Raw genomic sequence first — 25,421 nt, forward strand, 5'->3', positions numbered from 1 at the left:
ATTCCCGGCATGTCCGCGGGAACCCGACGCCTCAACGCGGACGTGTGGGCGGCCGTGGCGGCCGCCGTCGTCTTCGCGGCGTACGTGTGGCTGCTGGCCAACGCCGCCGGTCCGCTCGTGACGGCGCTCAACGCCGCGTCCTTCGGACGGCCCAAGCTGTATGCCGCCTGGCTCGCCGGACTCGCCGGGCTCGGTGGCCTGCTGCTGACGCTGCCCCGCGCCCTCGCACCGCCCGAGCCGGCGGTCCAGCCCTCGGTCCGCAGCCGCCGGCAGGTCTCGGCGCGCCGGCGCAGCCACCTGCGCACCGACCTGCTCGGCGTCGCGGCCCTGCTGCTCGCCCAGGTGCCGCTGCCCGCGCCGTGGGGTCCGGCCGGCAAGGCCGCGACGATCGCCAACGTCACGAAGTCGCCCGCCATCGTCGAGCTGAGCGCGCACTTCGCGACGTACTCGCTCGGCGTCCTCGCCCTCGGGCTGCTCGCCGCCGGGCTCGCCAAGGTCTACGGACACGCGGCCGCCCTCCGGGTGCTCGCGATCATCCTCGCCGTCGGGGCGCCCGTCGTCGCGTGGGTCCTCGTCCTCCGCAGCCTGCGCTAGGGACCCGGGAGCCGGGCCGTCAGACCCAGGCCAAGGCGGCCGGCACGTCGGGCGCGGCGGGAGTGTCCGCCGCGAGGGCCTCCACTTCGGCGCGGATGCGGTCACGAAAGCGCTTCTCGGAGAAGCGTTCCGCGTGCGCCCGCACCGCCTCGACGTCCCACGCGCGACCGCGGTTGGCGACGACGGCTGTCCGCACGGCCTCGACCGTCGGCTGGTCGAAGAAGGCGCCGTTGACGTGCTCGTCGATGGTGTCGAGGTAGCCACCCGCCCGCAGCGCCAACGTCGGCACGCCGAAGGCGGCCGCCTCGAGCGGCGTGAGCCCGAAGTCCTCGAGGCTCGGCGCCAGCAGGGCGCGGGCGTGCGCGTAGGTCCAGCGCAGCTGCGCGTCGCTGACCCCTGTGACGACCCGGACGTTGTCGGGCAGGCTCGCCCGGAGCCGCTGCTCGAGCGGCCCTGACCCGACGACGACGAGCCGCTCCGGCAGCCCGCGCACCGCCTCGACCGCGACGTCGACGTTCTTGTAGGGCAGCAGGCGCGAGACCACGAGCAGGAAACCTTCCGCCGCCCAGTCGGCCAGCGCCGCCAGCGGAGCCTGCGGTTCGGCCGGGTCCAGCCCGTACGGCGGGGGCACCACCTCGGCGTCGATGCCGTATGCCGCCGCGACGCGTTCGCGGACCACGGTCGAGTTCGCGAGGTAGCGGTCGGCGGACGCGGCGGCCCGGCGGTCCCACCGGCGCAACGGCCCGCCGAGGGCCGACAGCGCCACCCCGGGCAGACCTCCCGACTGGGCGCCAAGGTAGGCGTCCGGCTGGTAGAGCCACCGGGCGGGGGCGTGGCAGTAGACGAGCTTGCGGCCGTTCGTCGGCACCCCGTGGGCCCAGCCGGAGCTCGAGGCGATGACGACGTCGGCGTCGACGAGCAGGCGCGACACGGCATACGGCAGCAGGGGGAGCGCGGCGCGGTGCTCACGACGCAGGGCGCCGATCCGGTTGAGCGGGGAGACGACGACGGGGGCATCGCGGAACTCGGGGTAGGTGCCGGCCGGGTCGTAGAGCGTCGTGTGGATGGTCGCCTCGGGGAAGGCCCGGTGCAGGGCGAGCACCACGCGCTCGGCCCCGCCGCGCTGCGTGAGGTAGTCGTGCGCGATGGCGACACGGGGCCTGTCGGTCATATCCCGATCATCGCCCCGGACCGGTGCAGCCGCGGAGGAAACGCAGGTTTTCGGGTGTGGTGGGGCAGGTGCTGTCATCCGGGACGAGGCGTCGCACGGCGACCACCGCGGGACATTCCGTCCACGAGGGGTCAGGACGGACGAATCGCCTCTCGGGCCGCGGCGGCACGGCTCGCGGTCCCGGCGGCCTCGCGCCACAGGGACGTCACGACCTGGGCGCCGCGGGCCGCGGAGAAGCGGGCGGTGACGTCGGCGTGGGCCCGGGCGGCGCGCTCCAGCGCGTCCGCGGGTCTGTCGAGGACGGCCAGGACGGCGTCGGCGAGCTGGCGCTCGTCGTCCGGGTCGACGAGCAGCGCGGTCTCGTGGCCGGGCGCGCCGGTGCGGACGATCTCGTCGACGCCGCCTCCTCGAGTCGCGACGACGGGGACGCCCCAGGCCATCGCCTCCGTGACGACCTGACCGAACGGCTCGGGCACGGTCGAGGCGTGGACGCACACGGTGAGGCGGTCGAGCTCGCGACGCGGGTCCTCAGCGAAGCCGACGATCGCGACGTGCCCCGCGAGGCCGAGCCGCTCGACCTCGTCCCGGACCCGGCGCTCGTAGTCCTCGGTGCCGAACGCGGCCTCGCCGACGATCCGGAACCTGGTGTCGGGGCGGGTGGCCGCGACCCGGGCGGCGGCGCGGACGAGGACCAGCTGGCCCTTGGTGGGGCTGAGGCGGCCGATCATCCCGACCACCGGCGGTCCCTCCGGCTGGCGGCTACGGGGGGCGGCAGCGACCTGCTCGACGGACAGTCCCGGGTGCGCGACGACGAGCCGGCGGACTCCCGGGAGCGTTGCCGCGGTGGCCCGCGAGTTGGCGACGACGGCATACGGCACCCATCGGGCCAGCGCCCGGACGGCCCGGGCGGTGCGGCGCGGGAGGTAGTCGGTGGCGATCCGGTCGTGGACGTGCCAGACGAGGGGACGCCGAAGGGCCGGGGCTGCGAGGGCGCCGAGCAGGTCTGCCTTGAGCGAGGTGGTGTGCACGACATCGACGTCGAGGCGCCGCAGTGTCGCGACCAGGCGTGCGAGGAAGACAGGTGTCGTGGCCGCGGCCCGGAGCATCCGGGCCGCGCCCGCGGAGCGGCTCGTGTCGCGCACCCGCGCGTCGAGCGGGACGACGACGACGGCGTGACCGGCCTGCTCGAGCCGCTGCTGCAGGGGGCCGGGGGAGAAGAGGACCACGACCGGGTCGACGATCGAGCGGTCGACGGACTCGAGCAGCCGCAGCAGGGCGAGCTCGGCACCTCCGAGCTCGGCCGTGTGGTCGAGGATCGCGACCCGCACCGGTCCGGCGGGGTCGGGCGCCGCTGGCGGCACAGGTGGGGGCACGGTGCGAGGCTACTGACGACCATGGGCCAGCTGGACGACCTCGGCGAAACCCGGTCGATCCGGGTGGGTTCGCTGCCATACTTCCGCACATGTCGGCCGACCCGATCTCCGTCGACGTGGTCGTCGCGACGTTCAACCGGCCCGACAACGTCCGCGTCTGCCTCGAGCACCTCGCCCGGCAGACGCTGGCCCCGGTCGAGACCGTGGTCGTCGACTCCTCGCCGCACCGGCTGACCGCCGACGTCGTCGCCGGCTTCCCGGGCGTGCGCTACGTGCGCAACGACGCGGGCCCCGGCACGCTCGCCACCTCCCGCGCGATCGGCGTGGCCGAGACCCGTTCCGATGTCGTCGCTTTCGTCGACGACGACGCCTACGCGGAGCCGCACTGGCTCGAGCGCCTCGTCGCGCCCTACGTCGACCCGTCGGTCGGCGCGGTGGGTGGTCGGGCCAGCAACGGGCGACCCGGCGAGGAGCACGAGGGGCTGGACGCCGTCGGCCGGCTCCTGCCCGACGGCACCCTGACGGGCAACTTCGCCGCCGACACGGGCCGCGACCTCGACGTCGACCACGTGCTGGGCGCCAACATGTCGGTGCGGCGGTCGGCGCTCGAGCAGATCGGGGGCATCGTCGACCTCTACCCCGGCACCTGCCTGCGCGAGGAGAGCGACATCATGCTGCGCCTCGGGCAGGCCGGCTGGCGCATCGTCTACACCCCTGCGGCCCTCGTCGAGCACGTCGCCGCGCCCTACACGAAGGGGCGCCGCTTCGACCTGCGCTACACCTTCTACGGCCACCGCAACCACGTCGTGCTGCTCTCCCACGCGTTCGGGCTCGGCGCCCCGATCCTGCGCCGCTACGTCGGCACGTCCCTCCGCGGCGTCGGAGACGCCGTCGCCGAGGGGGCGCGCTCGGCCGTGGCCCGGGACCGCACCGTACGCCAGCGGGTGCGGTCCCTCGGGGGCAAGGCCCTGCACGCCTCCGCGACCCTCGGCGGTCTCGCGGCAGGCACGTCGGTGGCTGCCCGCACCAGGCTGCGTGCTCGCCGCGCCGGCGCCGCGTCGGTGACGGGCGGGTGACCTCGCAGCCCGTCACCGCGGCATACGTCGTGCTCTCGCACGCGTCGGCCGACCGGCTGACGCAGCTCGTGACTGCGATCCGCCGCTCGAGCCCGCACAGCTGGGTGCTGGTGGCGCACGACGGGCGCGCCGCGCCCCCACCCCGCTTCGACGACGACCGGGTGCAGGTGTGGACGCACGGGCTGGCGACCGACTGGGGCTCCTGGGAGCTGGTCGAGGCGACGGTCGAGGCTTTCCGGCGCGCGCGCGACACCGTGGACCCCGACCTCGTCGTGCTCGTCTCCGGCCAGTGCCACCCCGCGGTCGACCTCGCGGCCTGGGAACGGGACCTCGTGTCCGCGGGGGGCTGGCAGGGGCAGGCCCGGTCGATCGACTACCGGCCGCGGTGGGGTCGCGCCTACGGCGTGGGCGACGACGTCATGACGCGGTATGCCTACCGCTGGCACCGAGCGCCGCTGCTCGACGCCACCTTGCGCCGTAAGGGACGGCTCGCCCGAGCCGTCTGGGCGCTCGCTCACCGCACGGAGCCGCTCGTCTCGGTGCGGATGGTCGCGCGGGGCCGCGGGGCCCACCTCGGCATGAGACGAGTCCGATCGCCGTTCAGCCCCGGGACGTCGTGCCGGCTGGGCAGTCAGTGGGTGGCCGTCGACCGCACCGGGCTCCACCAGGTGCTCACGGAGCTGTCGCCGGGGGCGCCTCTCGAGCGGGTCTACCGCCACACGATCATCCCGGACGAGAGCGCGCTGCAGACCGTCCTCGCCCGCCATCGCCCACCTGTCGTCGCCCGCTCCGTGAGCCACCGCCTCCCCGAGGACCGGCCGCAGTCCTGGCAGGAGCAGCTCGACGACATCGTGGGCTCCGGCTCCCCGTTCGGGCGCAAGGTGGAGGACTTCGTCGACCCGGCCGTGCTGGATCGACTCGACCGCGTGAGCAGGACAGCGTGACCACTCCGGACGGTCGACCGCCGCAGGACGCCGACGAGCTCGGCCCTGCCGCGGTGCTCGGGCCGCCCTCGGAGGAGGCGCTCGACCGGGGCTCGCTCCAGGAACGGGCGGTGCGGGGCGTGACGTGGACCATGATCCACACCGCGATCGCCATCCCCGTGGCGTTCCTCGTCAACCTGCTGATCGCCCGCGTCCTCGGCGTCGCCGACTACGGGCGGCTCGCGTTCCTGACGGCGCTCATGGAGTTCGTCTCGGGCCTGCTCGCGTCGGGCTTCGGGGCTGCGGTCATGCAGTTCGGGTCCAAGGCGCACGCAGCCGGGCGCACCCAGGAGGTCGCGGCCCTGCTGTCGAAGTGGCAGGGCTTCCGGGTGCTCTTCGCCCTGCCGATCCTCTCGGTCGTCGTCGTCTTCGCGACAGACGTCTCGCCGGCCGCCATCGCCGTGGCCGTCGTCTTCGGCGTCGTGCTGCCCTCGACCCTCGACGGCGCGGCGGCCTGCCTCGGCATCGAGAACAAGACGGCCGCCGGCGCCAAGATCACGCTCATCACCTCGCTGGCGACGCAGGCCGCCGTCGTCGTCGTGCTGCTCCTCGCGCGCACGCCGGAGGCCGTGTGGTTCACCCGGCTCATCGTGTCGGGACTCGCGATCGCGCTGTGCCTCGTCCCCATCTCCAAGGCCTATCGCCGCGCCGTGCTGCGACCCACGCTGCCGCGCCACCTGCCCACCGGCTTCCTGCGCTTCGCGGTGCTCATGGGCGCCTCGGGCGTCGTCGGCGGGCTCGTCACCTCGCGCAGCGAGATCTTCGTGATGAACGCCGTCGCGACACCGGCGGCGGTCGGCATCTTCGCGCTCGCCTTCGGGCTGTCCAGCCACGTCTTCGCACCGGCGCAGGCGTTCCTCGGGCCGCTCATACCGGCCATCTCCGGCCTGCGCGAGGTCGACAGCGACGCCGTGTCGCCGGCCTTCCGTCGGGTCATGCGCGTGGGTAGCACCGTGGTGGGGCTGTTGTGCGCCGGCGTCATCGCGCCCCTCGCCGTCCTCGTGCCCAGCCTCTACGGTGCCCAGTTCGCGCAGGCCGCTCCGGTGGTCGTGGCCCTGAGCATCTCCGCCGGTCTGGTCACCTGCTTCAACCCCGTCTACGCCTTCGTCACCTCCCGCCTGTCGGGCGGGGCCGTCCTCAAGGCCAACCTCGTCGCCCTGGCCCTCGATCTCGGGCTCGCCTTCGCCCTCATCCCCTCGATCGGCGTCTGGGGCGCGGTGATCGCGAATGCGGCGGGCGCTCTCACCACCCTCACCATCCTGCTCCGGCTCGAGCTGCGCCAGCTCGGGCTGGGGGCGTCCGACCTGCTCGCCGACACGGTGCCGGTCCTCGTCGGCAGCGCCGTGGCCGCGGTGGGGTTCGTCGCCACCGAGGGCGTCCAGGTGCCGCCCGTGGTGCGGGCCGTCGCGCTCGCGCTGGTCGGGACGGGTGCCTACCTCGGCGGGGTCCGCCTCGTCCGCAGCGGGCTCAGCCCGACAGACGCGCAGGTCCTGTCACGAGGCCTCCCGGCGCCCGTCCGTCCGGTCGGGAGCATCATGGTCCGGCTCATCACCGGGCGGCCGGCCGCATGAGCCGGACCCCGCAGCTCGACTACGACGTCGTCATCCCGACCCACGGGCGCAACCTCGACCTGATCGGGGTCACGATCGGCAGTGTGCTGGCCCAGTCACCGGCGCCCAGATCGGTGATCGTGGTCGTGGACGGGAACGCGACGGCTGCCGACGCCCTGCGCCGCCGCTGGCCCCAGCTCGACGTCCTCGATCTCGACACGCCCTCGGGAGAGGGCGCGGCGCGCCACGCCGGCATCGAGCGGGCGCGGGCGGAGTGGGTGGCGTTCGTCGACGACGACGACCTGTGGGCGAGTCGCAAGCAGCAGGTGACCGCCGAGTACATCGCCACGCATCCCGACTGCTCGGCAGTGCGGACAGCCTTCTGGACGTTCACGACGCCCGACTCGGGTGTCGAGAGCGTCAACGAGCTGCGCGCTGAGCTGGTGGGCAACGACGTGTCGGACCTCGAGGCTGCCGCGGTGCGCGCCGCGCCCCTCAACTCGATGGACTACCTCGACATCCACGGCGACAGCCTCGCGCTCATGCTGGAACGCAACCGTGGGGTCATCGGATCGAGCGTCGTCCGTCGCCACCTCCTGCAGTCGCTGCCCGCGGTGCCGACGGGTATGCGGCCGGGCGCAGACCACCTGCTGCTCACCCTCGTGGCCCGCGAGACCGAGTGGCACCTCATCCGTGAGCGGCTCCTCTTCTACCGCCTCCACGCGGGGCAGGACACCCGGCGACCCGACCCTGCCGCGGCGCGCTCGATCATCCGCACCCGGGTCCTCGCCTGGCAGTTCGCCGGCGACCGGGCGAGCCTGCCCCGGGCCGCCTACGGACCGGCCTATCGCCGCGAGCTCCGGCGGCTGCTCTGGCCACTGCTCCGGAGCGGCCACTGGGCCGAGCTCGTCCGAACCTACCGTGCCTCCTGGTCACTGCTGCCGCGGATGACCGACCGAGGCCTGCTCCTCGTGCCCGAGCCCGTCGTGTGGCGCCTGACGCAGCAGTGGCGCGAGCGCAGGCCGCCCCGTTCCGTTCAGGACCTGCTCGGCCGCTCTGCCACGGTCGGCTCGGCGATCGACGCGTAGATCGACGCGTAGATCGCGGCGTAGTCACGGGCCACGCGCGTCCACGTGTAGGCGCGGACCGAGACCAGGCCGGCCTCGGACAACCGGCGCGCCAGGTCCGGGTCGCACAGCACCGACTCGACCGCGCCGGCCAGCGCCCCCGTGTTGACCGGGTCCACCAGGAGCCCGTCCACGCCGTCCGTCACGAACGACGCCGGTCCGCCGAGCGCGGTGGCCACCAGGGGCGTGCCGGCCCGCCAGGCCTCGAGGGCCACGATGCCGAAGGCCTCTTTGCGACTGGGCACGACGACGACGTCGGCCCGCCGCATCCACGCGTCCACACCCGCCTCGTCGAGGGCCCCGACGAGCTGCAGGCGGTCGCCGAGACCGAGCCGGTCCCCGAGAGAGGTCAGCACGTCGCGGTGGGGACCGTCGCCGACGATGACCAAGGTCGCGTCCACGGCTGGGTCGAGCTCCGCGAACGCCTCCACGAGCAGGTCGAAGCCCTTCGGGGCTCCAAGCCTCCCCACGCCGAGGACGATGCGCCCAGCGGGTGGGTCAGCGCCGAGCAGCGCTGCGCCAGAACGGGACCCGGGCGCCGGCTCGCCGACCCCGTTGGGCACGACCGTCCCACCGACCAGCCCGAAGCGTGTCCGCAGGTCGTCGAGCACCGGCTCCGAGCAGCCGGTCACGGCAGCGGCCGAGGCGATCGCCCTCCGCAGCGCCAGACGCAGCAGCGCCGAGCCGCCGAAGACGTCGTGGTCGTCGCCGGTCGTCTCGCCGTGGGACGACACGACGAGGGGAACGGCGGTCCGGCGGGCCAGCGCCGCCGCATACACGCCGTTGGGGCCGAAGCACTGGACGTGCAGCACGTCCGGCCGAAACTCCCGGAACGCCGACACCCAGCGACGCCAAGCCCGCGGCGCAGAAACGGCGAAGCTCGCCAGCGCCGAAAGCGACCCCGCAGGCAGGGGAGTGGGCAGGTGGCGCACCACGATGCCGTCGAGCTCGGTGACGCCGAGGTGCTCGCCGCGGTCGACCGTCCACACCTCCACGTCGACGCCGCTCTCGCGCAGCTGACTCGCGACGTGACGCACGTGGGACTCCACCCCGCCGACGTGCGGGTGGTAGGAGGAGCCGACGAGGGCCACGCGGCGCGCCATCGCGGCTCCTCTCGTCGGGGCGCGTGGCTCGCCACCTCGCGCGCGGTCTCACCCTACGATGCGAGGGCAGAGCACGTCCCGCACGACGACAGGCAGGAGCGCCAGTGCCGCGGCTCACCATCGCCACGACGGCCACCGCCGTGCCGATGGGCGCGCAGGCCTACCAGCGGCACATCGTCTCCCGTGCCGCCGGCGCGCTCGACGCGCTGGCCGGGCCGGGGGAGGCGTGGGACCTGCGGCACGTCGTCGCGCGGTCCCTGCGCTCCCCGCTCCCCGGCACGCTGCGGCTGCCGATGGGCTGGCTCACCGGAGCGTCACCGCGGGCGCGGGCGGCAGCCGGCCGGATGGCATACGGCCGCGGTGGCCTCGTGCACCGCATGGACCTCGAGCTGCCGCCCGCTCCCCACGAGGTGGTGACGCTGCACGACGTCGTGGCCTGGCGCTACGCCGACGAGTCGGCGCCGGTAGCGGCCGCCGCCGAGGAGCTGCGACGTGCGGCCGCGGTCGTGTGCGTGTCGGCCTTCACCGCCACCGAGGCCACGGACCTGCTGGGTGTCCGCAATCCCGTCGTCGTGCCCAACGGGGTCGACGACCGCTACTTCGGCGCCGAGCCGCTGGCCACGGATGTCCTTGAGGGACTGGGGATCCAGGGACCGTATGCCCTGACCGCCGGCGGCGCGTCCGAGCGCAAGAACCTCGCCGCGCTGGCGCAGGCGTGGCCGCGCGCGCACGCCGCCCGGCCCGACGTCACGCTCGTCCTCGCCGGGCCGCCCCATCCGCGCCGCACGGAGCTCTTCGCCCGGCTCCCGGGCGTCCGGCTCGTCGGCCGGGTCCCCGACGAGCTGCTGCTGGGGCTGTATGCCGCCGCGTCCGTCGTCGTGGTGCCCTCGCTCGTCGAGGGGTTCGGTCTGCCCGCCCTCGAGGCGATGGCCGCACGGGTGCCCGTCGTCGCCGCGAACCGCTCGTCGCTGCCCGAGGTGGTCGGTGACGGTGGCCTCCTCGTCGAGCCCACCGCCGACGGGCTCACCGACGGCATCCTCGACGTGCTCGCCGGAGGCGACACCGTCGACGGGATGGTCCGGCGTGGTCACGAGCGGGCCCGGCTCTTCACGTGGGCGGCCAGCGCCGAGGGCCACGCCCGCGTCTGGCGTTCCATCTGCTGACGCCGAGCCCCCCGACCGGCACAGCCCCCGGGACACCCGGCCCACCGGCCGAGCTCCACGAAGCCCCGCGCAGGTCCGGCGACCGCTGTTAGGGTGCGAGCAACCAGTCGGCGTGCGATCTGTGGGGGTTTGCGCGATGGCAACCCGTGAGGCGCAGGACCCGCCCGTAGCCGCCGTCGTGGTGCCCCTGGAGGTCCGCATCGGCTTCGCCCACGCCTGCATCCAGGCGATCGCCGACCGCAACGGCCTGGACCTGCTGCACGTCAAGGGTGCCGCGCTCGACCCCACCCTCGTGCCGGGCCGCAGCTACTCCGACGCCGACGTGCTGGCCCGGCCGCGCGATATCCGGCTGCTGCTCGCCGAGCTGCAGCGCCACGGCTGGGAGCTGATCAACTCCTTCGCGTACGGCTCCTCCTTCGAGCACGCGGCGACGCTGCGGCACCAGGACTTCGGGCTGCTGGACCTGCACCGGACCTACCCGGGTGCCGGGCCGACACCCGAGGTCGCCTTCGAGACGCTGTGGCGCGAACGCGCGACGACCCCTCTCGGAGGCATCCCCTGCGCGGTGCCGTCGCGCGATGCCCAGGCCGCCCTGCTGCTGCTCCACGCGGCCCGGGCCGGCGGTGACGCCAAGGCGGCGCACGACGTCGACTCGGTGTGGACGTCGGCGGGCGGGGCACAGCGCGACCGCATCCTCGCCTGGGTCGACCGGCTCGACGCCCACGTGCCCTTCTCCGTCATCACCGGCACGCTCGACGAGCACCGCGACGACCCGGCATACGACCTCTGGCGCGTGGCCGCCCGCGGCGGAACCCGCCTGGAGGAGTGGCAAGCCCGCGTGCGGGCGGCGCGGGGGCTGCGCGCCAAGCTGGCGGTCGTGTCGCGCTCCGCCCTCGTCAACGTCGAGCACCTGACGATCGTCCGCGGTCGGCCGGTGACGCGCCGCGAGATCGTCGGCGAGTTCTTCGGCCGGCCGGTCCGTGGACTGGGGGAGCAGGTAGCTCGGCAGGTCCGCGGACGCAGAGCCTTGCGGCGCAACACGGGAGACCGGCCGTGACGGGGGCGTTCCGTCCGGCTGCCGACACGGGCGTCACGGTCGCCGACGACGCGAGCGTCGTCTACCTGGCGCGCCTGCCCGGCGGCCCCCTCGTCGTCCTCGAGGGGCCGGCGGCACGCATCTGGGTCGAGGCCACGACCGCTCCGGCCGAGGGTTGGGTCGCGCGGGTGGCAGGCGCCTTCGACGAGCCGGAGGAGGCCGTGTGCGCGGACGTCGACCGGTTCGTCGTCGAGCTGCAGGGCCAGGGCTTCCTCGAGCCGGTCCCGGCGGCCGGCGCCTAGCTCAGGCGCCTGGCTCAGGTGCCTGGCCTCAGGCGGGGACCTTCGCGCGAGCGCGTCGCCGACGCAGGCGCTTCGGGGCGCCGGCGTCCTGGTTGTAGCCGTAGTAGCCGTAGCGGTGGGCCGTCGACGAGCCCGAGGGCACCATGTTGAGGGCGAAGCCGGCGACCGGGGCGTCGACCGTCTCGAGCGACTCCACGGCACTGGCCAGGTCGCGCTTCTTGGTGCGCTCGGCGCCGACGACCATGATCAGCCCGTGCGTCAGCTTGTTGAGGAGCACCGCGTCTACGACCGGCACGACGGGTGGGCTGTCGACGAGGATGAAGTCGTAGTCGGTCGACAGCTTGCCGAAGAGGGCCTCCATCGGCTCGGACCCGAGCAGCTCGCTCGGGTTCGGCGGCACCGGGCCGGCCGGCAGGACGAAGAGCGTGGACTCGCGCCACCGCTGGATGACGTCGCCGGGCTCGGCGTGGCCGAGCAGCAGCGTCGTCAGCCCGAACCCGCCGTCGAGGCCCATCGTGGCGGCGACCGACGGGTTGCGCAGGTCACCGTCGATGAGCAGCACGCGGGACCCGGCGTCGGCCATCGCGAGGGCGAGGTTGATCGTCGTGGTCGTCTTGCCCTCGCCCGGCACCGAGGAGGTGATGACGAACGAGTGGCCGCCGGTGGTCACGTCGACGAAGAGGATGTTGGTGCGCAGCCGGCGGATCGACTCGGCGTGCCGCCCGTGCGGGTCGCTCTCCAGCGAGAGCAGGCCGTCCTTGACCGACTTGACGAGCGGGATGTCCCCGAGGATCGGCCGTTTCGACAGGGCGGCGATGTCCTCTCGGGTGCGCACCTTGGTGTCGAGGGTGTGGCGCAGCAGGGCCAGCCCGATGCCGAGGGCCAGGCCCAGCAGCCCTCCCAGCAGGAGGTTGCGCCGGGTGTTCGGCGACGTCGGCTCGGACGGCACGGTCGCCGGGACGATGGTGTCCGCCTCGACCGACTGGCCGTTCGAGGCGAGCAGCGGTGAGAACTTCTTCGCGACGTCGGCGAGCACCGGGCCCGCCTCGCCGGCCGTCCGCGCGACGAGCTGCGCGTCGCCACCGGTCGCCGTGATCGTCATCATGTTCGACGTCTGCGAGACCTCACCGGAGATGGTGAGCGGGTAGCCGGCCGGCAGCCCGAGCCGGTCCCGCAGCGGGTCGAGCACCGACGGCGAGGTGAGCACGTCGACGTAGGTGCCGAGGTCGCTGGCCGACACGGCATACTGCGCGGTCTGGTTGCCGGTCTTGGCGCTCGGCGGCTGGGTGGCGCGCAGGTAGATCTTCGAGCTGGACGTGTAGACGGCGGGCGTCAGCGCCGTCTGGACCGCGGTCGCGGCCAGCACGGCGATCAGGCTGAGGGCGACGATCCGCCACCGAGCACCGAGTACGCCGAGAAACTCCCGAAACGTCATGCGGCCCCCCCGGCCAACTCGACATCATGTGCGTGCATCGTCCCATATCATCCGAAGGGGCGGGCGGACTCCGCGACATCCGCGGGGCCGGTAGGGGGAGGGCGGTGAGGCCCATGTGGGCACTGCGCGTGTCCCACAGTGCCGTCGTCGACCCGTGGCGCGGGAGGGAGCGTGCCCTGCGCCGCCGGGGCCACCGGGTCGACCTCGTGTCGGCTGCGGCATGGACCGAGGGCGGCCGGCGGATCACCTTGTCCCCGAGGGCCGCCGAGCCGGTCACGCCTGCGCGCACCTTCGGGTCGCACCCCGCTCTCTTTATCTACGACCCCCGCCCGCTGTGGCGCGCGCTGGGCCGTCCGGTCGACGTCGTCGACGTCCACGAGGAGCCGTATGCGCTCGCCACCGCCGAGGTGCTGCTCCTCCGGTGGCTGCGGCGGCAGCGCGCCCCCTACCTCGTCTACTCCGCGCAGAACCTCGACAAGCGCCACCCCGTCCCGTTCCGCTGGCTCGAGCGGGCCGTCCTGCGTCATGCGGCCGGGGTCGTGGTGTGCAACGCGGCAGCCGGGCGCAACGTGGAGCGCAAGGGCTTCCCGGGGCGAGCATGCGTCGTCGACCTCGGCACCGACCTGAACGTCTTCACCCCGAGGGCGTATGCCGTCCGCCCGCGCGAGGTGCCTGTCGTCGGGTTCGCCGGTCGGCTCGAGCCCGGCAAGGGCGCCGACGTGCTGCTGCGGGCGGCGGCCCTTGAGCCGGGCCTGCGGGTGCGGCTCGTCGGCGACGGGCCGGAGCGTGGCGCGCTCGAGGCGCTGGTGCGGACGCTCGGGATCGCCGACCGCGTCGAGCTGCTCGGGTCGCTGGAGCCCGAGGCCCTCGCCGAATTCTACCGCGAGCTGGACGTCCTCGCGGTCCCGTCGCTGAGCACCTCCTCGTGGGTCGAGCAGTTCGGCCGGGTGGCGATCGAGGCCATGGCGTGCGGCACCCCGGTCGTCGTCAGCGACAGCGGCGCGCTGCCGGAGGTGGTCGGCGACGCGGCACTGGTCGTGGCCGAGAACGACCCGGCGCAGCTGGCCAAGGCCCTCGCCGCCGTGACACAGGACCCCGGGCTCGCCGACCGGTTGCGCACCGCGGGCCTGGCTCGTGCCGCGGCCACGTCGTGGGACCACGTCGCCCTCGAGCAGGAGGACGCCTACCGCGCCGCCACGAAGCAGTGGTCGAGCGAGCCACCCACGGACGCAAGGCGGCTCGAGGTGGTCGTCGTCGCATACGGCAGGCCCGACCTCGTGCGGCAGGCGCTGTCGCCGCTGACGGAGCTGCCGCTCACCGTTGTCGACAACTCGTCCTCCACCGAGGTGCGGGCGGTCGCCGAGAGCGCAGGCGCCCGCTATGTCGACCCCGGACGCAACGGCGGGTTCGGCGCCGGCGTCAACGAGGCGCTGCGACACGTGGACCCGGCGGCCGACGTGCTGCTCGTCAACCCCGACGCCATCATCGCCCCGGCAGACGTCGCAGGGCTGCACGCCGCCCTGCTCGCCGGGCCCGACCTCGCCAGCGTCGGCCCGGCCCAGGTCGATGCGGACGGCCGGCCGGCGCGGGTGGAGTGGCCCTTCCCGTCCCCCTGGGGCACGTGGGTGGAGGCGGTCGGGCTCGGGCGGCTGCGCCGCGACCGCTACGTCATCGGCTCGGTCCTGCTGCTGCGCCGTGAGGCGATCGAGCACGTCGGCCCCTTCGACGACGAGCGCTTCTTCCTCTACGCCGAGGAGACCGACTGGGCGCGCCGCGCCACGCTCCTCGGATGGCGCCACGCGCTCGTGCCCGAGGCGCACGCGGTGCACGTCGGCGCGGCCACGAGCGACGACCCGACCAGGCGCGAGGGGCACTTCCACGCCGCGCAGGAGACCTACCTGCGCAAGCACCACGGCGACCTCGGCTGGCAGCTGGCGCGTGCCGGGCAGGTGGTGGGCTCCGCCGCGCGCGGGCTGGTCCTGCCCGGGGGGCGAGCTGCCGCGGCCCGCGCGCGTGCTCGGCTCTACCTGCGTGGCCCCGCACGAGCCGAGGTGCGACCGGACGACTTCCGCGCGCTGCAGCCCGAGCCGCTCGAGCGCGTCGTCGCCGGGGCCGAGGACGGGGTCGGGGCAGGGGTAGGGGCGGGGCCGGCATGAGTGGCGCCGCGCTGGGTCGTGTCCCACGCCCGAGCCGTCTTCGGCGTCCGGGCGGTGGCGGCGCGCTCGCCCGTGCGGCGCTCCTGCTTGCTGGTCTGGTGCTCGTCACGGCCGTCGGGCACCTCGCGGTCACCGCGCCCGAGGCGGCCGTCCTCGTCTCCGTGGCGGTGCTCGCCATCGGTGTCACGGCGGTGCAGCCCGGGCTGGTCCCGCTCGCCGTCCTGCCGCTGCTCCTCGTCGTCGTCCGGGTCGGCAGCAGCGGCGTCGACCTGTCCGTGTCCGACCTGGCCCTCGCCGCGGCCTCGGTGCCGGCGCTGTTCCTCGCCCGGCGCCCGTTCTCTTCGGGCCTTCGCGCGGTCCTGTGGGCGTGGTCGGCCTACCAGTTCGCCACCCTCGTGACGGTCGTCAACAACCCGTATGCCGCCAACGCCGTCGAGTGGGCGCACGCCGGTGTCATGGTGGCGGGCTCGCTCCTCGTGGGCTGGGCGGTGGGCGCCAACGGGCACGCGCGCACCGGCGTCCGGCTGCTGATCGGCAGCATCGCGGTGCTCGCGGTCGGCACGGTGGTCCAGGGGGTGACGCACGCGGCGCACGGCGACCTCGCGCCCGTCTACCCGACCTTCCCGTTCGCGATGCACAAGAACTTCGCCGGCACCGTCTGTGCGCTCGGGGCGGCCATGGTCTACGCCCGGCCGGCCTGGGCCGGGCTCGGCCGCCGCTGGTCGCGCGTGCTCATGGCGCTGATGCTCGCCGCCGTGCTCTTCACCCAGTCCCGGCAGGCCGTCGTCGGGCTCGCTGCGGCCGTCTTCGTGCTCGTGCTGCGCGGCCGCAGCGATCGGAGGCGCTCGAAGCTCGTCCTGCTCCTCGTCGCGCCGTTGCTGCTGTTCGTCACCAACCTGGTGCAGGACCAGGTGCAGTCCGGCAACCAGTTCAACTCCGTCTTCCAGCGCCTCACCTGGTTCCAGGACTCGGTCACGGTGTGGAGCACCGACCCGTGGTTCGGGGTGGGGCTGCGCTGGTGGTACACCGACCGGTTCCCGTTCCAGTTCCAGCCGCCCAACGCTGAGGTCGAGGTGCTGACGTCGGCCGGCGTCGTGGGGCTCGCCGCGTTCATCGGGCTCATGGTCGTCGCGCTTCGCGTGGCCTGGCGCCTCGACCCCGCCTACGGCTCGCTCGCCGTGGCCGTGCTCGTCTCCCGGCTGGTCCAGGGCCAGCTGGACCTGTTCTGGTCGGCGGTGCAGGGCTCGGTGCCGTTCGTGGTCCTGGGGTTGTGCCTCGGCGCCGCCCGGTTCGCCGAACACGGCCCGGGCCGGGGTGCCTCGGGCGCGGCGGCCGAGGCCCTTCCTCCCGACGCGGCCCAGAGACCGGACGAGCGGGACGAGCGAGGCGGTGGCGGCCCGGCCGGCGACCGGGTTGCGAGCACCGCATGACGACGGTCGTGCAGATCACCCCCGAGATCGGCCCGGGCACCGGCGTCGGCGCCGTGGCCCACCATCTCGAGCTGGAGTGGCGCCGACTCGGCGTCGACGTACGCCGGCTGACCCTCGCCGAGGCGGGGGGCGCGTGGCTGCCGCAGCGCCGCGGCGGGGTGCGCGGCCGGCTGGCGCTCGTCGCGAGGGTGGTGTGGTTCTCGACCGTGGGAACGGTCCGGGCCCGCCGGCACCTGCGCGGGCACCCCGATCAGCTGTCGGTCTGCCACAACGACGCGCTCGCCGGCGACGTCTATGTCAACCACGGCCTCGTCGAGGTCGCCATGCGGGCTCGGGGCTACCACCGGCTGCGCCTGCTGCGCAACCCGTTGCACCTGTTCACCACGGTGCGCGACCGGATCCGCTACTCCCGCAGCGGCACTCATCGTCTCGTCATCAACCTCGTCGGTGAGGAGGATCGGCTCCTGCGCGAGACCCATCCGCGCCTCGCGATCCCGACGGTCGTCATCGGCAACGGGGTCGACGTCGAGCGGTTCCGGCCGCCCACCGCCGCTGAACGGGACGAGGCCCGGCGACGGCTGCGCCTGGGCCCGGCCGACCAGGTGGTGCTCTTCATCGGCAACGAGTTCGGTCGCAAGGGCCTGCCGCTGCTTGTCGAGGCCGTGGCCGCCATGGACCCGCAGGTGCACCTCGTCGTCGTCGGCGGCACAGGCGATGTCGTCGCCGCCGAGGCCGGCCAGCGGGCGGCACGTGCGCTCGGGGACCGGCTGTACTTCGTCGGAGCGCACGCCGACCCGCGGCCCTGGCTGCACGCCGCGGACGCGCTCGCGATGCCCAGCGCGTACGAGTCCTATGGGCTCGTGGTCCTCGAGGCGCTCGCCTGCGGCCTGCCGGTGGTGGCGACGTCGACCGGCTGCGTGCCCGACGTCGTGACCGACGGTGTCACCGGGGCCGTCGTGGAGCGCACCGTGCCCGCGCTGGCCGCCGGGCTCACCCGGGCGCTCGCCCTCGACCCCGTTGCCACCCGGCGCGCCGCCCGTGAGACCGCCGAGCAGCACTCGTGGGCCGTCGTGGCGCGGCGCTACCTCGACGTGCTCCAGGGCCTGGAGCGGACGCCGTGAGGGTCCTCCACGCGGTCCGGTCGGATGCCTTCGCGGGGGTCGAGAACCACGTGGCCCGCCTGGCTCGCGCCCAGCACGAGGCGGGCGACGACGTCGTGGTCGTCGGCGGCGACCCGGCCCGCATGTCCCAGGTGGCCGGCGACGGCGTGCGCACCCTCGCCGCCACGACGGTGACGCAGGTGCTCGCTGCCGTGCGCCGCTGCGCCGTGCGAGCCGACGTCATCCACGCCCACATGACCGCTGCCGAGATCGCCTGCGCTGCAAGCCTCTTCGGGATGGAGCGGCCGCTGGTCGTGACACGGCACTTCGCGCGGGACCGTGGGAGCAACCCGGTCTCGGCGCTGGCGGCCGCGGCCGCCGCGCGCCGCGTCGATGTGCAGATCGCCATCAGCCGCTACGTCGCCGACGCCGTGGCGGGCACGAGCACCGTCATCCACCCGGGTGTCGAGTCCACCGCCACGACGGCAGGTTCCGGGCAGCGCGACCTCGTGGTCCTCGTCGCGCAGCGCCTGGAGCCCGAGAAGGAGACGCACGTGGCGCTGCGGGCCTTCGCCGCGGCTGGTGTCGCAGCACTGGGCTGGCGGCTCGACATCGCCGGGGCCGGCGCCGAGCGGGGGCGCCTGGCCGCCCTCGCGCGCGATCTCGGGATCGCCGACGCGGTGCGCTTCCTCGGTCACCGCAGCGACGTGCCTCAGCTCATGGAGCGCGCCGGGGTGCTCCTCGCGCCCTGCCCCGACGAGGGACTCGGGCTCACCGTGCTCGAGGCCATGGCTGCCGCGCTGCCGGTCGTCGCCGTGGGCGCCGGCGGCCACCTCGAGACCGTGGGCGCCGTCACGGGTGCGGCTCTCCATCCCGCCGGCGACGCCGCCTGTGCCGGTCGGTTGCTCGCAGGCCTGGCCACCGACCCTCATCGGCGGGACGCCTACGGTGCCGCGCTGCAAGAGGTTCAGCGCGAGGGGTTCACCCCGGCGCACCAGGCGCGGGAGACTGCCATGGTCTACCGGAGGGTGGTCTGACGTGGATCTCGTCGTGGCGTCGCTCGAGGCCTGGGACGGCGTGTGGCGCCGCAACCAGCACCTCGTCGCGGAGCTGCTGCGCCGCGACCCGGCCCTGCGCGTGCTGTTCGTCGAGCCGGCGACGGATCCGCTCCACACGGTGCTGGGCGCCGGGCCACCGCGACGCGGGCGCGGCCTGCGCCCCGCCCCCCAGCTGGAAGGGGTAGGCCCGGATGCCCTGTGGCTGCTCGAGCCGACCAAGTGGCTGCCCCGGCGCGTGGACCGGCACCTCGACGAACGCTGGGCGCGGCAGGTGCTGCGCGCGGTCCGCACCCTCGGCATGACCGATCCGCTGCTCTGGGTCAACGATCCCGCGGGGGCGATGCTGGTCGAGGCGACCACCTGGCCGTCGTTCTACGACGTGACCGACGACTGGACGCTCGCCGACCGGCCGGCAGCCGAGCTCGAGCGCGTCACCGCGCAGGAGCACGTCCTGCTCACCCGCTGCGACGAGGTCGTGGTCTGCTCGCCCGCCCTGGCCGCGAGCAAGGGAGGGGACCGTCCCACGACGCTCATCCGCAACGGCGTCGACACCGCGGCGTATGCCGTGCCCCACCGCCGGCCGCTCGACCTGCCGTCCGCCCCGGTCGCGGTCTACGTCGGGACGCTCCACCGGGACCGGCTCGACGTCGAGCTGTGCGAGGCCACCGCCCGCGCGCTCGCGGGTGCGGCGTGCCTGGTGCTCGTCGGACCCGACGCGCTGCCGGCCGAGGAGCACGCGCGACTGGCCGAGGCCGGGGTCGTCCTGCTCGGCGCACGTCCGAGCGCCGAGGTGCCGGCCTACGTGCAGCACGCCGACGTCCTCGTCGTGCCGCACGTCGTCACGCCCTTCACCGACAGCCTCGACCCGATCAAGCTGTACGAGTACCAGGCCTCCGGGCGCCTGGTCGTGTCCACCCCCGTAGCGGGCTTCCGCGACGCCGACGACCCGCTCGTCACGGTGGCGCCGGGGGAGCGCTTCGTCGCCGCCGTGGTCGGGGCGGTAACTCGCCACGTCGGCAGCACTCCCGGCGAGCAAGGTGACGCCGAGCGTGCCCGCCAGTGGGACTGGTCCCGCCGGGTCGACGAGCTGGAGCAGGTGATCGGCCGCCTGCGCCCGTCCGCGAGGCGGGCATGACCCACCCAACGCCGGGTACGCCGTTGCACGTCAGCGCGCTCGGGGTCACGATCGCCATCCACGTCGGGCACGAGGGCCTGCGTGCGCTGGCCGCGACGGCCTGGTCCGGGTGCGCCGCCTCAGCCCCGCACGATGGAGAAGGGGCCCGGCAGGTGAGCGCCCCCGTGGTGGCTGCCGATGCCGGACCGGCCGAGCTCGCCCGGGCGCTGCAGGACCTCACCCAGCTCGTCACGCGTGAGGCCATCGCCGCCCGAGCCGGCCGACTCCTGATGTTCCACGCCGGCGCCCTGTGCGACCAGACCACCGGAGCGACGATCGCGATGGTGGCTCCGGGCGGCACGGGCAAGACCACCGTCGTGCGCGCCCTCGGCCGCGGCCGGGGCTACGTCTCCGACGAGACGGTGGCGGTCGACGACCACCACCGGGTCGTGCCGTACTGCAAACCGCTGTCGGTGCGGCGCCCCGAGCGGCCGGACGTCAAGGACGAGCTGGCACCGGCGCAGCTGTCGCTGGCCGCCCCCGCCGTGCAGCCGTGGCTCGCAGGCCTGGTCGTCCTGCGGCGTGACCTCCCGGCCGGAGCCGGCGTCCTCGTCGAGCCGGTCGACGCCCTCGACGCGCTCGTGCTGCTCGCGCCCGAGACGTCCTCACTGGCGCGTCTCGACCGGCCGCTGCAGCGACTGGCCCGCCTCATCGAGTCGGTCGGTGGCCTGCGCCGCGTGCGCTTCCACGACGCCGTCGACCTCGAGCCGCTCGTCGCCGACGTGCTGGCGAGGAGGAGGTGAACGGGATGGGCGACGTGACCGGGGGTAGCGGGGTCGTCGACGGTGCGCTGCCCGGGGAGCCGCCGCGCGAGGACGATCTGCGGGAGGACACCGAGCTGCGGACGGGTCGCGTCGTCGATCAGGTCTCGACCGAGCAGGGCACCGTCGTCATGGTCGGGCTCGGCCCGAGCTTCCACGTCGTGCGCCTCTCCCCGCTCGGCGCGGAGGTGCTGCGCCTCGTCACCCCCGGCACGACACTCGCGCGCCTGGCCCGGGAGCTGCGGGAGAGCCTCGGCGAGCCACCGTCGGGAGACCTCGTCGAGCTGGTCCGTGCAGCCGTCCTCGACCTGGCCCGGCAACGCGTCATCGTCGCAGGTCAGCGGCCAAAAAGGGGCATCGCCGACATCTCGACGGACTGATCGGCGGACACCCGTCCAAGGTGTGCGAATCCGGTACCAGAGGCGTCGAAGAGGACTACCTTGACGAAGCACTGGGGGTTCTTCGTCATCGAGTGGGGGAACATCAATGTCACAGATCCACGGCGCCGGCACGGCGCCTCCGAGGGCCGCGTCACCGAGCCGGCGGTCGGTCGTCAAGGGCGCGGCGTGGGCCGTCCCGGCGGTCGTCGTGGCGGGCGCAGCGCCCACCGTCGCCGCCTCAGCGGGACCGCTCTCCTTCACCGGTGGGGCGTGCAAGCTGCCCGGCGGCTCCACCGACACGTTCAAGGGCTACGTCTTCGAGCTCACCGCGGTGAACACGGTCGGTCCCAACCCGACGACCGGCATCACCGTCATCACCGCCGTCGCCGTCAACGGCACCCCCGTCACCTCGTTCGCCGCCTCGGTGCGGTCGGGCCCGACCTGCTCCGGCTCCTGCACGACCGTCAGCTGCGGGGCGCCGGCGGAGCACTACTTCTGCACGCCGGATGCCTCGACGCAGCAGGTGCTCGTCTACACCGGTGCCAAGCCGACCGGCAACAGCCAGAACGCCGAGATGACCCTGACCTACCAGCGCTACGACTGCCTCGGCGGCAACACGTGCGCACCGGTCGGTGCGCCGACCACGATCAGCAGTGGCCTGCGCAGCACGCCGTCGGCTCCCGGTCCCAACCAGGGCAGCTGCCAGGTCCAGAACATCTTCCCGCTCCCGTCCTGACGGGCGTCACGGGCCAGGAACAGGAGACGACGCGAGCGGCGGCGACCGGGACCGGTTGCCGCCGCTTCGTTTTCGCGCACTGCCTCTCAGCCGCGGCCGGGCACGACGGTCTGTGCATCGGCCCTCGCGGCCTGCAGCTCGGCGCGGATGTCGGCGACGAACCCCGGCACGTGCTCAGCGCCGGTGACGGGACCACCGGCCAGCAGCCCGTCGGCGCCGAGCAGCACGGCCGACGGCGTGCCGCGCACCCCGAAGCTGTCCCAGAGCCGGTGCGCCGGGTCGTGCACGCTGCGCGGTTCCTCGGCCCGGGTGAGCGTTCCGACCCCTGGCACCACCTCGAGCACGTGACGCACGTCGAGCTCGGGCAGCTCGGCGGCCCACTGCGCAGTCGCGGCGATGACGCCGCCGCAGCTGCCGCAGCCCTCGGAGACGAAGAGCAGCAGCTGCGCGCGGGCGGAGCTGAGCGCGCGCAGGTCCGTCTCGGTGCCGTCACCGAGCGTGACCGGCAGCGCCGGGGTGCGCGACCGCACGTAGTCGCCCTCCTCGACGGCCTGGCCGTCCAGGTGCTCGGTGCCTCCGTCGCCGACCGCCCCCGCCTGGCCGGTCCCGAGGACGAGCACCGTCGTCACGGCCGCCGCCGCGGCACCGAGGAGCCACCACCAGGGCAGCCGCCCGTCCGCCACGCGCGCGACGACGGAGCCGCCGCTCGCCGCGGCGACGAGGGCGATCGCCGCCAGCGCGACGAGCCACGCGTTGCGCACGACCGTCCGCCGGGTGACTCGTCCCGGCGCCAGGGAGCCGAAGCACGCGCAGTCGACGTCCTCGTCGAAGCCGAGCGCCCGCACCACGAGCACGAGGTATGCCGCGAAGAGCAGGAGCGTCACCGCGTCCACCACCACGGCGGCCAGGCTGCCGGCGAGCACCATGCCCACGGCGAGCACCAGCTCCCCCCACGGAAGCGACTGCGCCACAAGGCTGTTCGCGAGGGGCTGCGGCACCCGCAGGTCGCGGAAAGCCCGCGCCGACTCCTCTGGTGACCGGAGCTTGCCCACGGCGCTCACGACGAGGACGACCGCCAGCAGGGCGGGTGCGAGGGCGAGGGCGTCGGTAGGCACGTCGCATTCTAGGCAGCGGACGGCATACCACCAGGGTTGTTCGAGCGAACCGACGGGGCGGTCCCGACCGCACGCACGCCACCTGCACAATCGAGCGCATGCGCGTCGTCACCGCCAACGTCAACGGGATCCGAGCCGCCGCCCGCCGGGGCATGGTGCCGTGGCTGCAGCAGGCGGGCCCCGACGTGCTCTGCCTCCAGGAGGTCCGCGCCGGCGACGTCGAGCTCGCCAAGGTGCTCGCCGATGCGGGCCTCGCGCACTGGTCGGTCGCACACACCGAGGGGTCGGCCAAGGGCCGTGCCGGCGTCGCCGTCGTGACGCGCGAGCCGCACACGGCCGTCCGCGTCGGCATCGACGGTGCCTTCGCCGACGAGGGCCGGTGGGTCGAGGCCGACCTCGAGACGACTGCGGGCCCGCTGACGGTCGTGTCGGCGTACGTCCACACCGGCGAGGCGGGCACCGAGCGCCAGGAGGTCAAGATGGCGTTCCTCGACGCGATGACCCGCCGGATGCGGCGGGCTGCCGACGCGGACGAGCTCGTGCTCGTCACGGGCGACCTCAACATCGCGCACTGCGAGGCGGACCTCAAGAACTGGAAGGGCAACCTCAAGAAGGCCGGCTTCCTGCCGGAGGAGCGAGCCGTCCTCGACGACTGGTTCGCCGACAGGCGGTGGGTCGACGTGCAGCGGCAGCTCGCCGGCGACGTCACCGGCCCCTACTCCTGGTGGTCATGGCGCGGCAAGGCCTTCGACAACGACGCCGGCTGGCGCATCGACTACCAGCTCGCGACGAGCCGGCTCGCCGCCACCGCCACCGCGGCGTTCGTCGGCCGGGCGCCGACCTACGCGGAGCGGTGGAGCGACCACGCCCCGGTCGTCGTCGACTACGCCCTGCCGGAGGCCTGAGCGGCCGCCCGCCGCCCGGACCGGTTTGGGGGAGGCGTCAGCGCATGGGCCAGAATGCACCCATGTCCTCGACGCCCTCCCCCTCGACCACGACGCCGCGCAGCCTCTCCGGCATGCAGCCGACGAGCGACTCGCTCCACCTCGGCAACTACATCGGTGCCCTCGTCGAGTGGGTGCGCCTGCAGGAGACCCACGACGCCTTCTACTTCGTCGCCGACCTGCACGCCCTGACCGTCGCCCCCGAGCCGGAGGTGCTGCGCCGGCGCACCCGCATCACGGCTGCCCAGTACATCGCCGGTGGCGTGGACCCGGCCCGCTCCACGCTCTTCGTGCAGAGCCACGTCGCCCAGCACACCGAGCTCTACTGGGTCCTCGGCACGCTCACCGGCTTCGGCGAGGCCAGCCGCATGACCCAGTTCAAGGACAAGTCGGCCAAGGGCACCAACACGAACGTGGGCCTCTTCACCTATCCGGTGCTGCAGGCCGCCGACATCCTCATCTACGACGCGAACGTCGTGCCGGTCGGCGAGGACCAGCGCCAGCACCTCGAGCTCTCCCGTGACCTCGCGGGCCGCTTCAACCAGCGCTTCGGCGACACGCTCGTCGTGCCCGAGCCGCACATCATGAAGGCGACCGCCAGGATCCAGGACCTGCAGGAGCCGACCGCCAAGATGAGCAAGTCGGCTGCGTCCGACGCGGGGCTCGTGAGCCTGCTCGACGAGCCGTCGCGGATCGCCAAGAAGATCCGCTCGGCCGTCACCGACACCGAGCGCGAGATCCGCTTCGACGAGGAGAACAAGCCGGGGGTGTCCAACCTCCTCTCGATCCACTCGGCCCTGACGGGCACGCCGGTCGCACTTCTCGAGGAGCAGTACGCCGGCAAGGGCTACGGCGACCTCAAGAAGGACGTCGCCGAGGTCGTCGTCGACGCGGTCACCCCCTTCCGCACGCGCACGCTCGAGCTCATGGACGACCCCGCCGAGCTCGACCGGATCCTCGACGACGGCGCCGAGCGCGCCCGCGCGGTGGCCGAGGCGACGGTGCGCCGCGTCTACGACAAGGTGGGCCTGCTCGGCTCAGCCAGCCGCTCCTGAGCGCCAGAGGCACCGTGCCGCCGAGCCCCGTGCCGCCGGCGACAGCGCGGTTCGGTACGGTCGGGGGTGTGACTGCCCCGCGCCCGACGACGATCGGCGTCTCGATCCCCATCCCGGCCCCGCACGGCGAGTACCTTCAGCAGCGCCGTGACGACTTCGGCGACCCGGCGGCCTGGCAGATCCCCGCGCACATCACCCTGCTGCCACCGACCGAGGTGGACGAGGAGGCGTACGCCGCCTTCCGCAGCCACTGCTCCGACGTCGCGTCGGCGCAGTCGCCCTTCTCGGTCGTGCTGCGCGGCACCGGCACGTTCCGGCCGCTGTCGGACGTCGTGTTCATCCAGGTGGCCCGCGGCGTCTCCAACTGCGAGGCACTCGAGGTGGCGCTGCGCTCGGGCCCGATCCACCGTGACCTCGAGTTCTACTACCACCCGCACGTGACGGTGGCGCACAACGTGCCGGCGGACGCCCTCGACAAGGCGTTCGACGACCTCGCCGACTACTCGGTCGCCTTCAAGGTCGGCTCCTTCCACCTCTACGAGCTCGGAGACGACAGCGTCTGGCGTCCCGTGCACGAGTTCGCGCTCTCCGGAGCCTGA

24 protein-coding genes are annotated in these 25,421 nt (G+C 74.0%); 19 read left to right on the top strand and 5 right to left on the bottom strand.

The features are described from left to right. The first annotated feature begins 9 nt into the window (after positions 1 to 9). Positions 10 to 594, top strand: coding sequence for a hypothetical protein (locus AB0316_RS15960; RefSeq protein WP_366274024.1), 585 nt, complete (start codon positions 10 to 12; stop codon positions 592 to 594). Between the two features lie 19 nt (positions 595 to 613). Here AB0316_RS15960 and AB0316_RS15965 read toward each other — a convergent pair whose 3' ends face one another. Together AB0316_RS15965 and AB0316_RS15970 are read right to left on the bottom strand one after the other, a co-directional pair. After that, positions 614 to 1,765 (bottom strand): glycosyltransferase, encoded by a 1,152-nt coding sequence (locus tag AB0316_RS15965; protein WP_366274025.1) that lies wholly within the window; start codon positions 1,763 to 1,765, stop codon positions 614 to 616. Positions 1,766 to 1,896: 131 nt separating this feature from the next. Further along, positions 1,897 to 3,138, bottom strand: a complete 1,242-nt coding sequence (locus AB0316_RS15970) for a glycosyltransferase family 4 protein (RefSeq protein ID WP_366274026.1) — start codon at positions 3,136 to 3,138, stop codon at positions 1,897 to 1,899. 89 nt (positions 3,139 to 3,227) lie between these two features. Here AB0316_RS15970 and AB0316_RS15975 point away from each other — a divergent pair, with 89 nt between their 5' ends. From AB0316_RS15975 to AB0316_RS15990, 4 genes are read left to right on the top strand one after another with little or no spacing between them, the layout of a single operon-like run. Further along, a complete protein-coding gene (locus tag AB0316_RS15975; protein WP_366274027.1) occupies positions 3,228 to 4,214 on the top strand; it encodes a glycosyltransferase family 2 protein in 987 nt (328 codons plus the stop codon). After that, positions 4,211 to 5,158 carry a hypothetical protein gene (locus tag AB0316_RS15980; RefSeq protein ID WP_366274028.1) on the top strand — a complete coding sequence of 316 codons (948 nt, stop codon included), beginning with the start codon at positions 4,211 to 4,213 and terminating at the stop codon, positions 5,156 to 5,158. The genes AB0316_RS15975 and AB0316_RS15980 overlap by 4 nt, the downstream gene beginning before the upstream one ends. Further along, on the top strand, positions 5,155 to 6,768 hold the full coding sequence (locus AB0316_RS15985) for an oligosaccharide flippase family protein (RefSeq protein WP_366274029.1): 1,614 nt from the start codon (positions 5,155 to 5,157) through the stop codon (positions 6,766 to 6,768). Before AB0316_RS15980 ends, AB0316_RS15985 begins: the two co-directional genes overlap by 4 nt. After that, positions 6,765 to 7,835, top strand: a complete 1,071-nt coding sequence (locus tag AB0316_RS15990) for a glycosyltransferase family A protein (protein ID WP_366274030.1) — start codon at positions 6,765 to 6,767, stop codon at positions 7,833 to 7,835. Before AB0316_RS15985 ends, AB0316_RS15990 begins: the two co-directional genes overlap by 4 nt. Here the strand turns inward: AB0316_RS15990 and AB0316_RS15995 are convergent. Beyond that, positions 7,784 to 8,977: a glycosyltransferase family 4 protein gene (locus AB0316_RS15995; protein ID WP_366274031.1), complete on the bottom strand. Its 1,194-nt coding sequence runs from the start codon at positions 8,975 to 8,977 to the stop codon at positions 7,784 to 7,786. The genes AB0316_RS15990 and AB0316_RS15995 overlap by 52 nt on opposite strands. Before the next feature lie 104 nt (positions 8,978 to 9,081). On the opposite strand from AB0316_RS15995, the gene AB0316_RS16000 reads away from it, so the two are divergent. From AB0316_RS16000 to AB0316_RS16010, 3 genes are all read left to right on the top strand, one after another. Beyond that, the gene (locus tag AB0316_RS16000) at positions 9,082 to 10,140 is read left to right on the top strand and encodes a glycosyltransferase family 1 protein (RefSeq protein ID WP_366274032.1); all 1,059 of its coding nucleotides are present in this window, start codon (positions 9,082 to 9,084) and stop codon (positions 10,138 to 10,140) included. Positions 10,141 to 10,276: 136 nt separating this feature from the next. Continuing rightward, complete coding sequence (locus tag AB0316_RS16005) at positions 10,277 to 11,197, top strand: nucleotidyltransferase family protein (protein ID WP_366274033.1); 921 nt, start codon at positions 10,277 to 10,279, stop codon at positions 11,195 to 11,197. Further along, positions 11,194 to 11,478, top strand: coding sequence for a PqqD family peptide modification chaperone (locus AB0316_RS16010; protein WP_366274034.1), 285 nt, complete (start codon positions 11,194 to 11,196; stop codon positions 11,476 to 11,478). The genes AB0316_RS16005 and AB0316_RS16010 overlap by 4 nt, the downstream gene beginning before the upstream one ends. A gap of 28 nt (positions 11,479 to 11,506) precedes the next feature. Here AB0316_RS16010 and AB0316_RS16015 read toward each other — a convergent pair whose 3' ends face one another. Continuing rightward, a complete protein-coding gene (locus AB0316_RS16015) occupies positions 11,507 to 12,913 on the bottom strand; it encodes a polysaccharide biosynthesis tyrosine autokinase (RefSeq protein WP_366274035.1) in 1,407 nt (468 codons plus the stop codon). A 113-nt stretch (positions 12,914 to 13,026) separates the two neighbouring features. On the opposite strand from AB0316_RS16015, the gene AB0316_RS16020 reads away from it, so the two are divergent. The 8 genes from AB0316_RS16020 to AB0316_RS16055 all read left to right on the top strand — a co-directional run bounded on the left by AB0316_RS16020 (position 13,027) and on the right by AB0316_RS16055 (position 21,708). Continuing rightward, positions 13,027 to 15,069: a glycosyltransferase gene (locus AB0316_RS16020; protein WP_366274036.1), complete on the top strand. Its 2,043-nt coding sequence runs from the start codon at positions 13,027 to 13,029 to the stop codon at positions 15,067 to 15,069. Beyond that, positions 15,066 to 16,499, top strand: coding sequence for an O-antigen ligase family protein (locus tag AB0316_RS16025; protein ID WP_366274037.1), 1,434 nt, complete (start codon positions 15,066 to 15,068; stop codon positions 16,497 to 16,499). Before AB0316_RS16020 ends, AB0316_RS16025 begins: the two co-directional genes overlap by 4 nt. Beyond that, positions 16,496 to 17,620, top strand: coding sequence for a glycosyltransferase family 4 protein (locus AB0316_RS16030; protein ID WP_366274038.1), 1,125 nt, complete (start codon positions 16,496 to 16,498; stop codon positions 17,618 to 17,620). The genes AB0316_RS16025 and AB0316_RS16030 overlap by 4 nt, the downstream gene beginning before the upstream one ends. Continuing rightward, positions 17,617 to 18,636, top strand: a complete 1,020-nt coding sequence (locus AB0316_RS16035; RefSeq protein WP_366274039.1) for a glycosyltransferase family 4 protein — start codon at positions 17,617 to 17,619, stop codon at positions 18,634 to 18,636. The genes AB0316_RS16030 and AB0316_RS16035 overlap by 4 nt, the downstream gene beginning before the upstream one ends. A gap of 1 nt (position 18,637) precedes the next feature. Next, entirely contained in the window at positions 18,638 to 19,792 is a 1,155-nt protein-coding gene (locus AB0316_RS16040; protein ID WP_366274040.1) for a glycosyltransferase, read from the top strand. Further along, positions 19,789 to 20,574, top strand: coding sequence for a hypothetical protein (locus AB0316_RS16045; protein WP_366274041.1), 786 nt, complete (start codon positions 19,789 to 19,791; stop codon positions 20,572 to 20,574). Before AB0316_RS16040 ends, AB0316_RS16045 begins: the two co-directional genes overlap by 4 nt. 5 nt (positions 20,575 to 20,579) lie before the next feature. After that, positions 20,580 to 20,972, top strand: coding sequence for a hypothetical protein (locus AB0316_RS16050; RefSeq protein ID WP_366274042.1), 393 nt, complete (start codon positions 20,580 to 20,582; stop codon positions 20,970 to 20,972). Between the two features lie 106 nt (positions 20,973 to 21,078). After that, entirely contained in the window at positions 21,079 to 21,708 is a 630-nt protein-coding gene (locus AB0316_RS16055) for a hypothetical protein (RefSeq protein ID WP_366274043.1), read from the top strand. An 86-nt stretch (positions 21,709 to 21,794) separates the two neighbouring features. On the opposite strand, the gene AB0316_RS16060 is transcribed toward AB0316_RS16055, so the two are convergent. Further along, positions 21,795 to 22,823 carry a MauE/DoxX family redox-associated membrane protein gene (locus AB0316_RS16060; RefSeq protein WP_366274044.1) on the bottom strand — a complete coding sequence of 343 codons (1,029 nt, stop codon included), beginning with the start codon at positions 22,821 to 22,823 and terminating at the stop codon, positions 21,795 to 21,797. Positions 22,824 to 22,921: 98 nt separating this feature from the next. Here AB0316_RS16060 and AB0316_RS16065 point away from each other — a divergent pair, with 98 nt between their 5' ends. The 3 genes from AB0316_RS16065 to AB0316_RS16075 all read left to right on the top strand — a co-directional run bounded on the left by AB0316_RS16065 (position 22,922) and on the right by AB0316_RS16075 (position 25,421). Then, a complete protein-coding gene (locus tag AB0316_RS16065) occupies positions 22,922 to 23,728 on the top strand; it encodes an exodeoxyribonuclease III (protein ID WP_366274045.1) in 807 nt (268 codons plus the stop codon). Between the two features lie 62 nt (positions 23,729 to 23,790). After that, positions 23,791 to 24,822 carry a tryptophan--tRNA ligase gene (gene trpS, locus AB0316_RS16070; RefSeq protein ID WP_366274046.1) on the top strand — a complete coding sequence of 344 codons (1,032 nt, stop codon included), beginning with the start codon at positions 23,791 to 23,793 and terminating at the stop codon, positions 24,820 to 24,822. A 68-nt stretch (positions 24,823 to 24,890) separates the two neighbouring features. Then, on the top strand, positions 24,891 to 25,421 hold the full coding sequence (locus tag AB0316_RS16075; RefSeq protein ID WP_366274047.1) for a 2'-5' RNA ligase family protein: 531 nt from the start codon (positions 24,891 to 24,893) through the stop codon (positions 25,419 to 25,421).

Source organism: Terrabacter sp. NPDC080008 (genome assembly GCF_040702505.1).
Classification (GTDB): domain Bacteria; phylum Actinomycetota; class Actinomycetes; order Actinomycetales; family Dermatophilaceae; genus Terrabacter.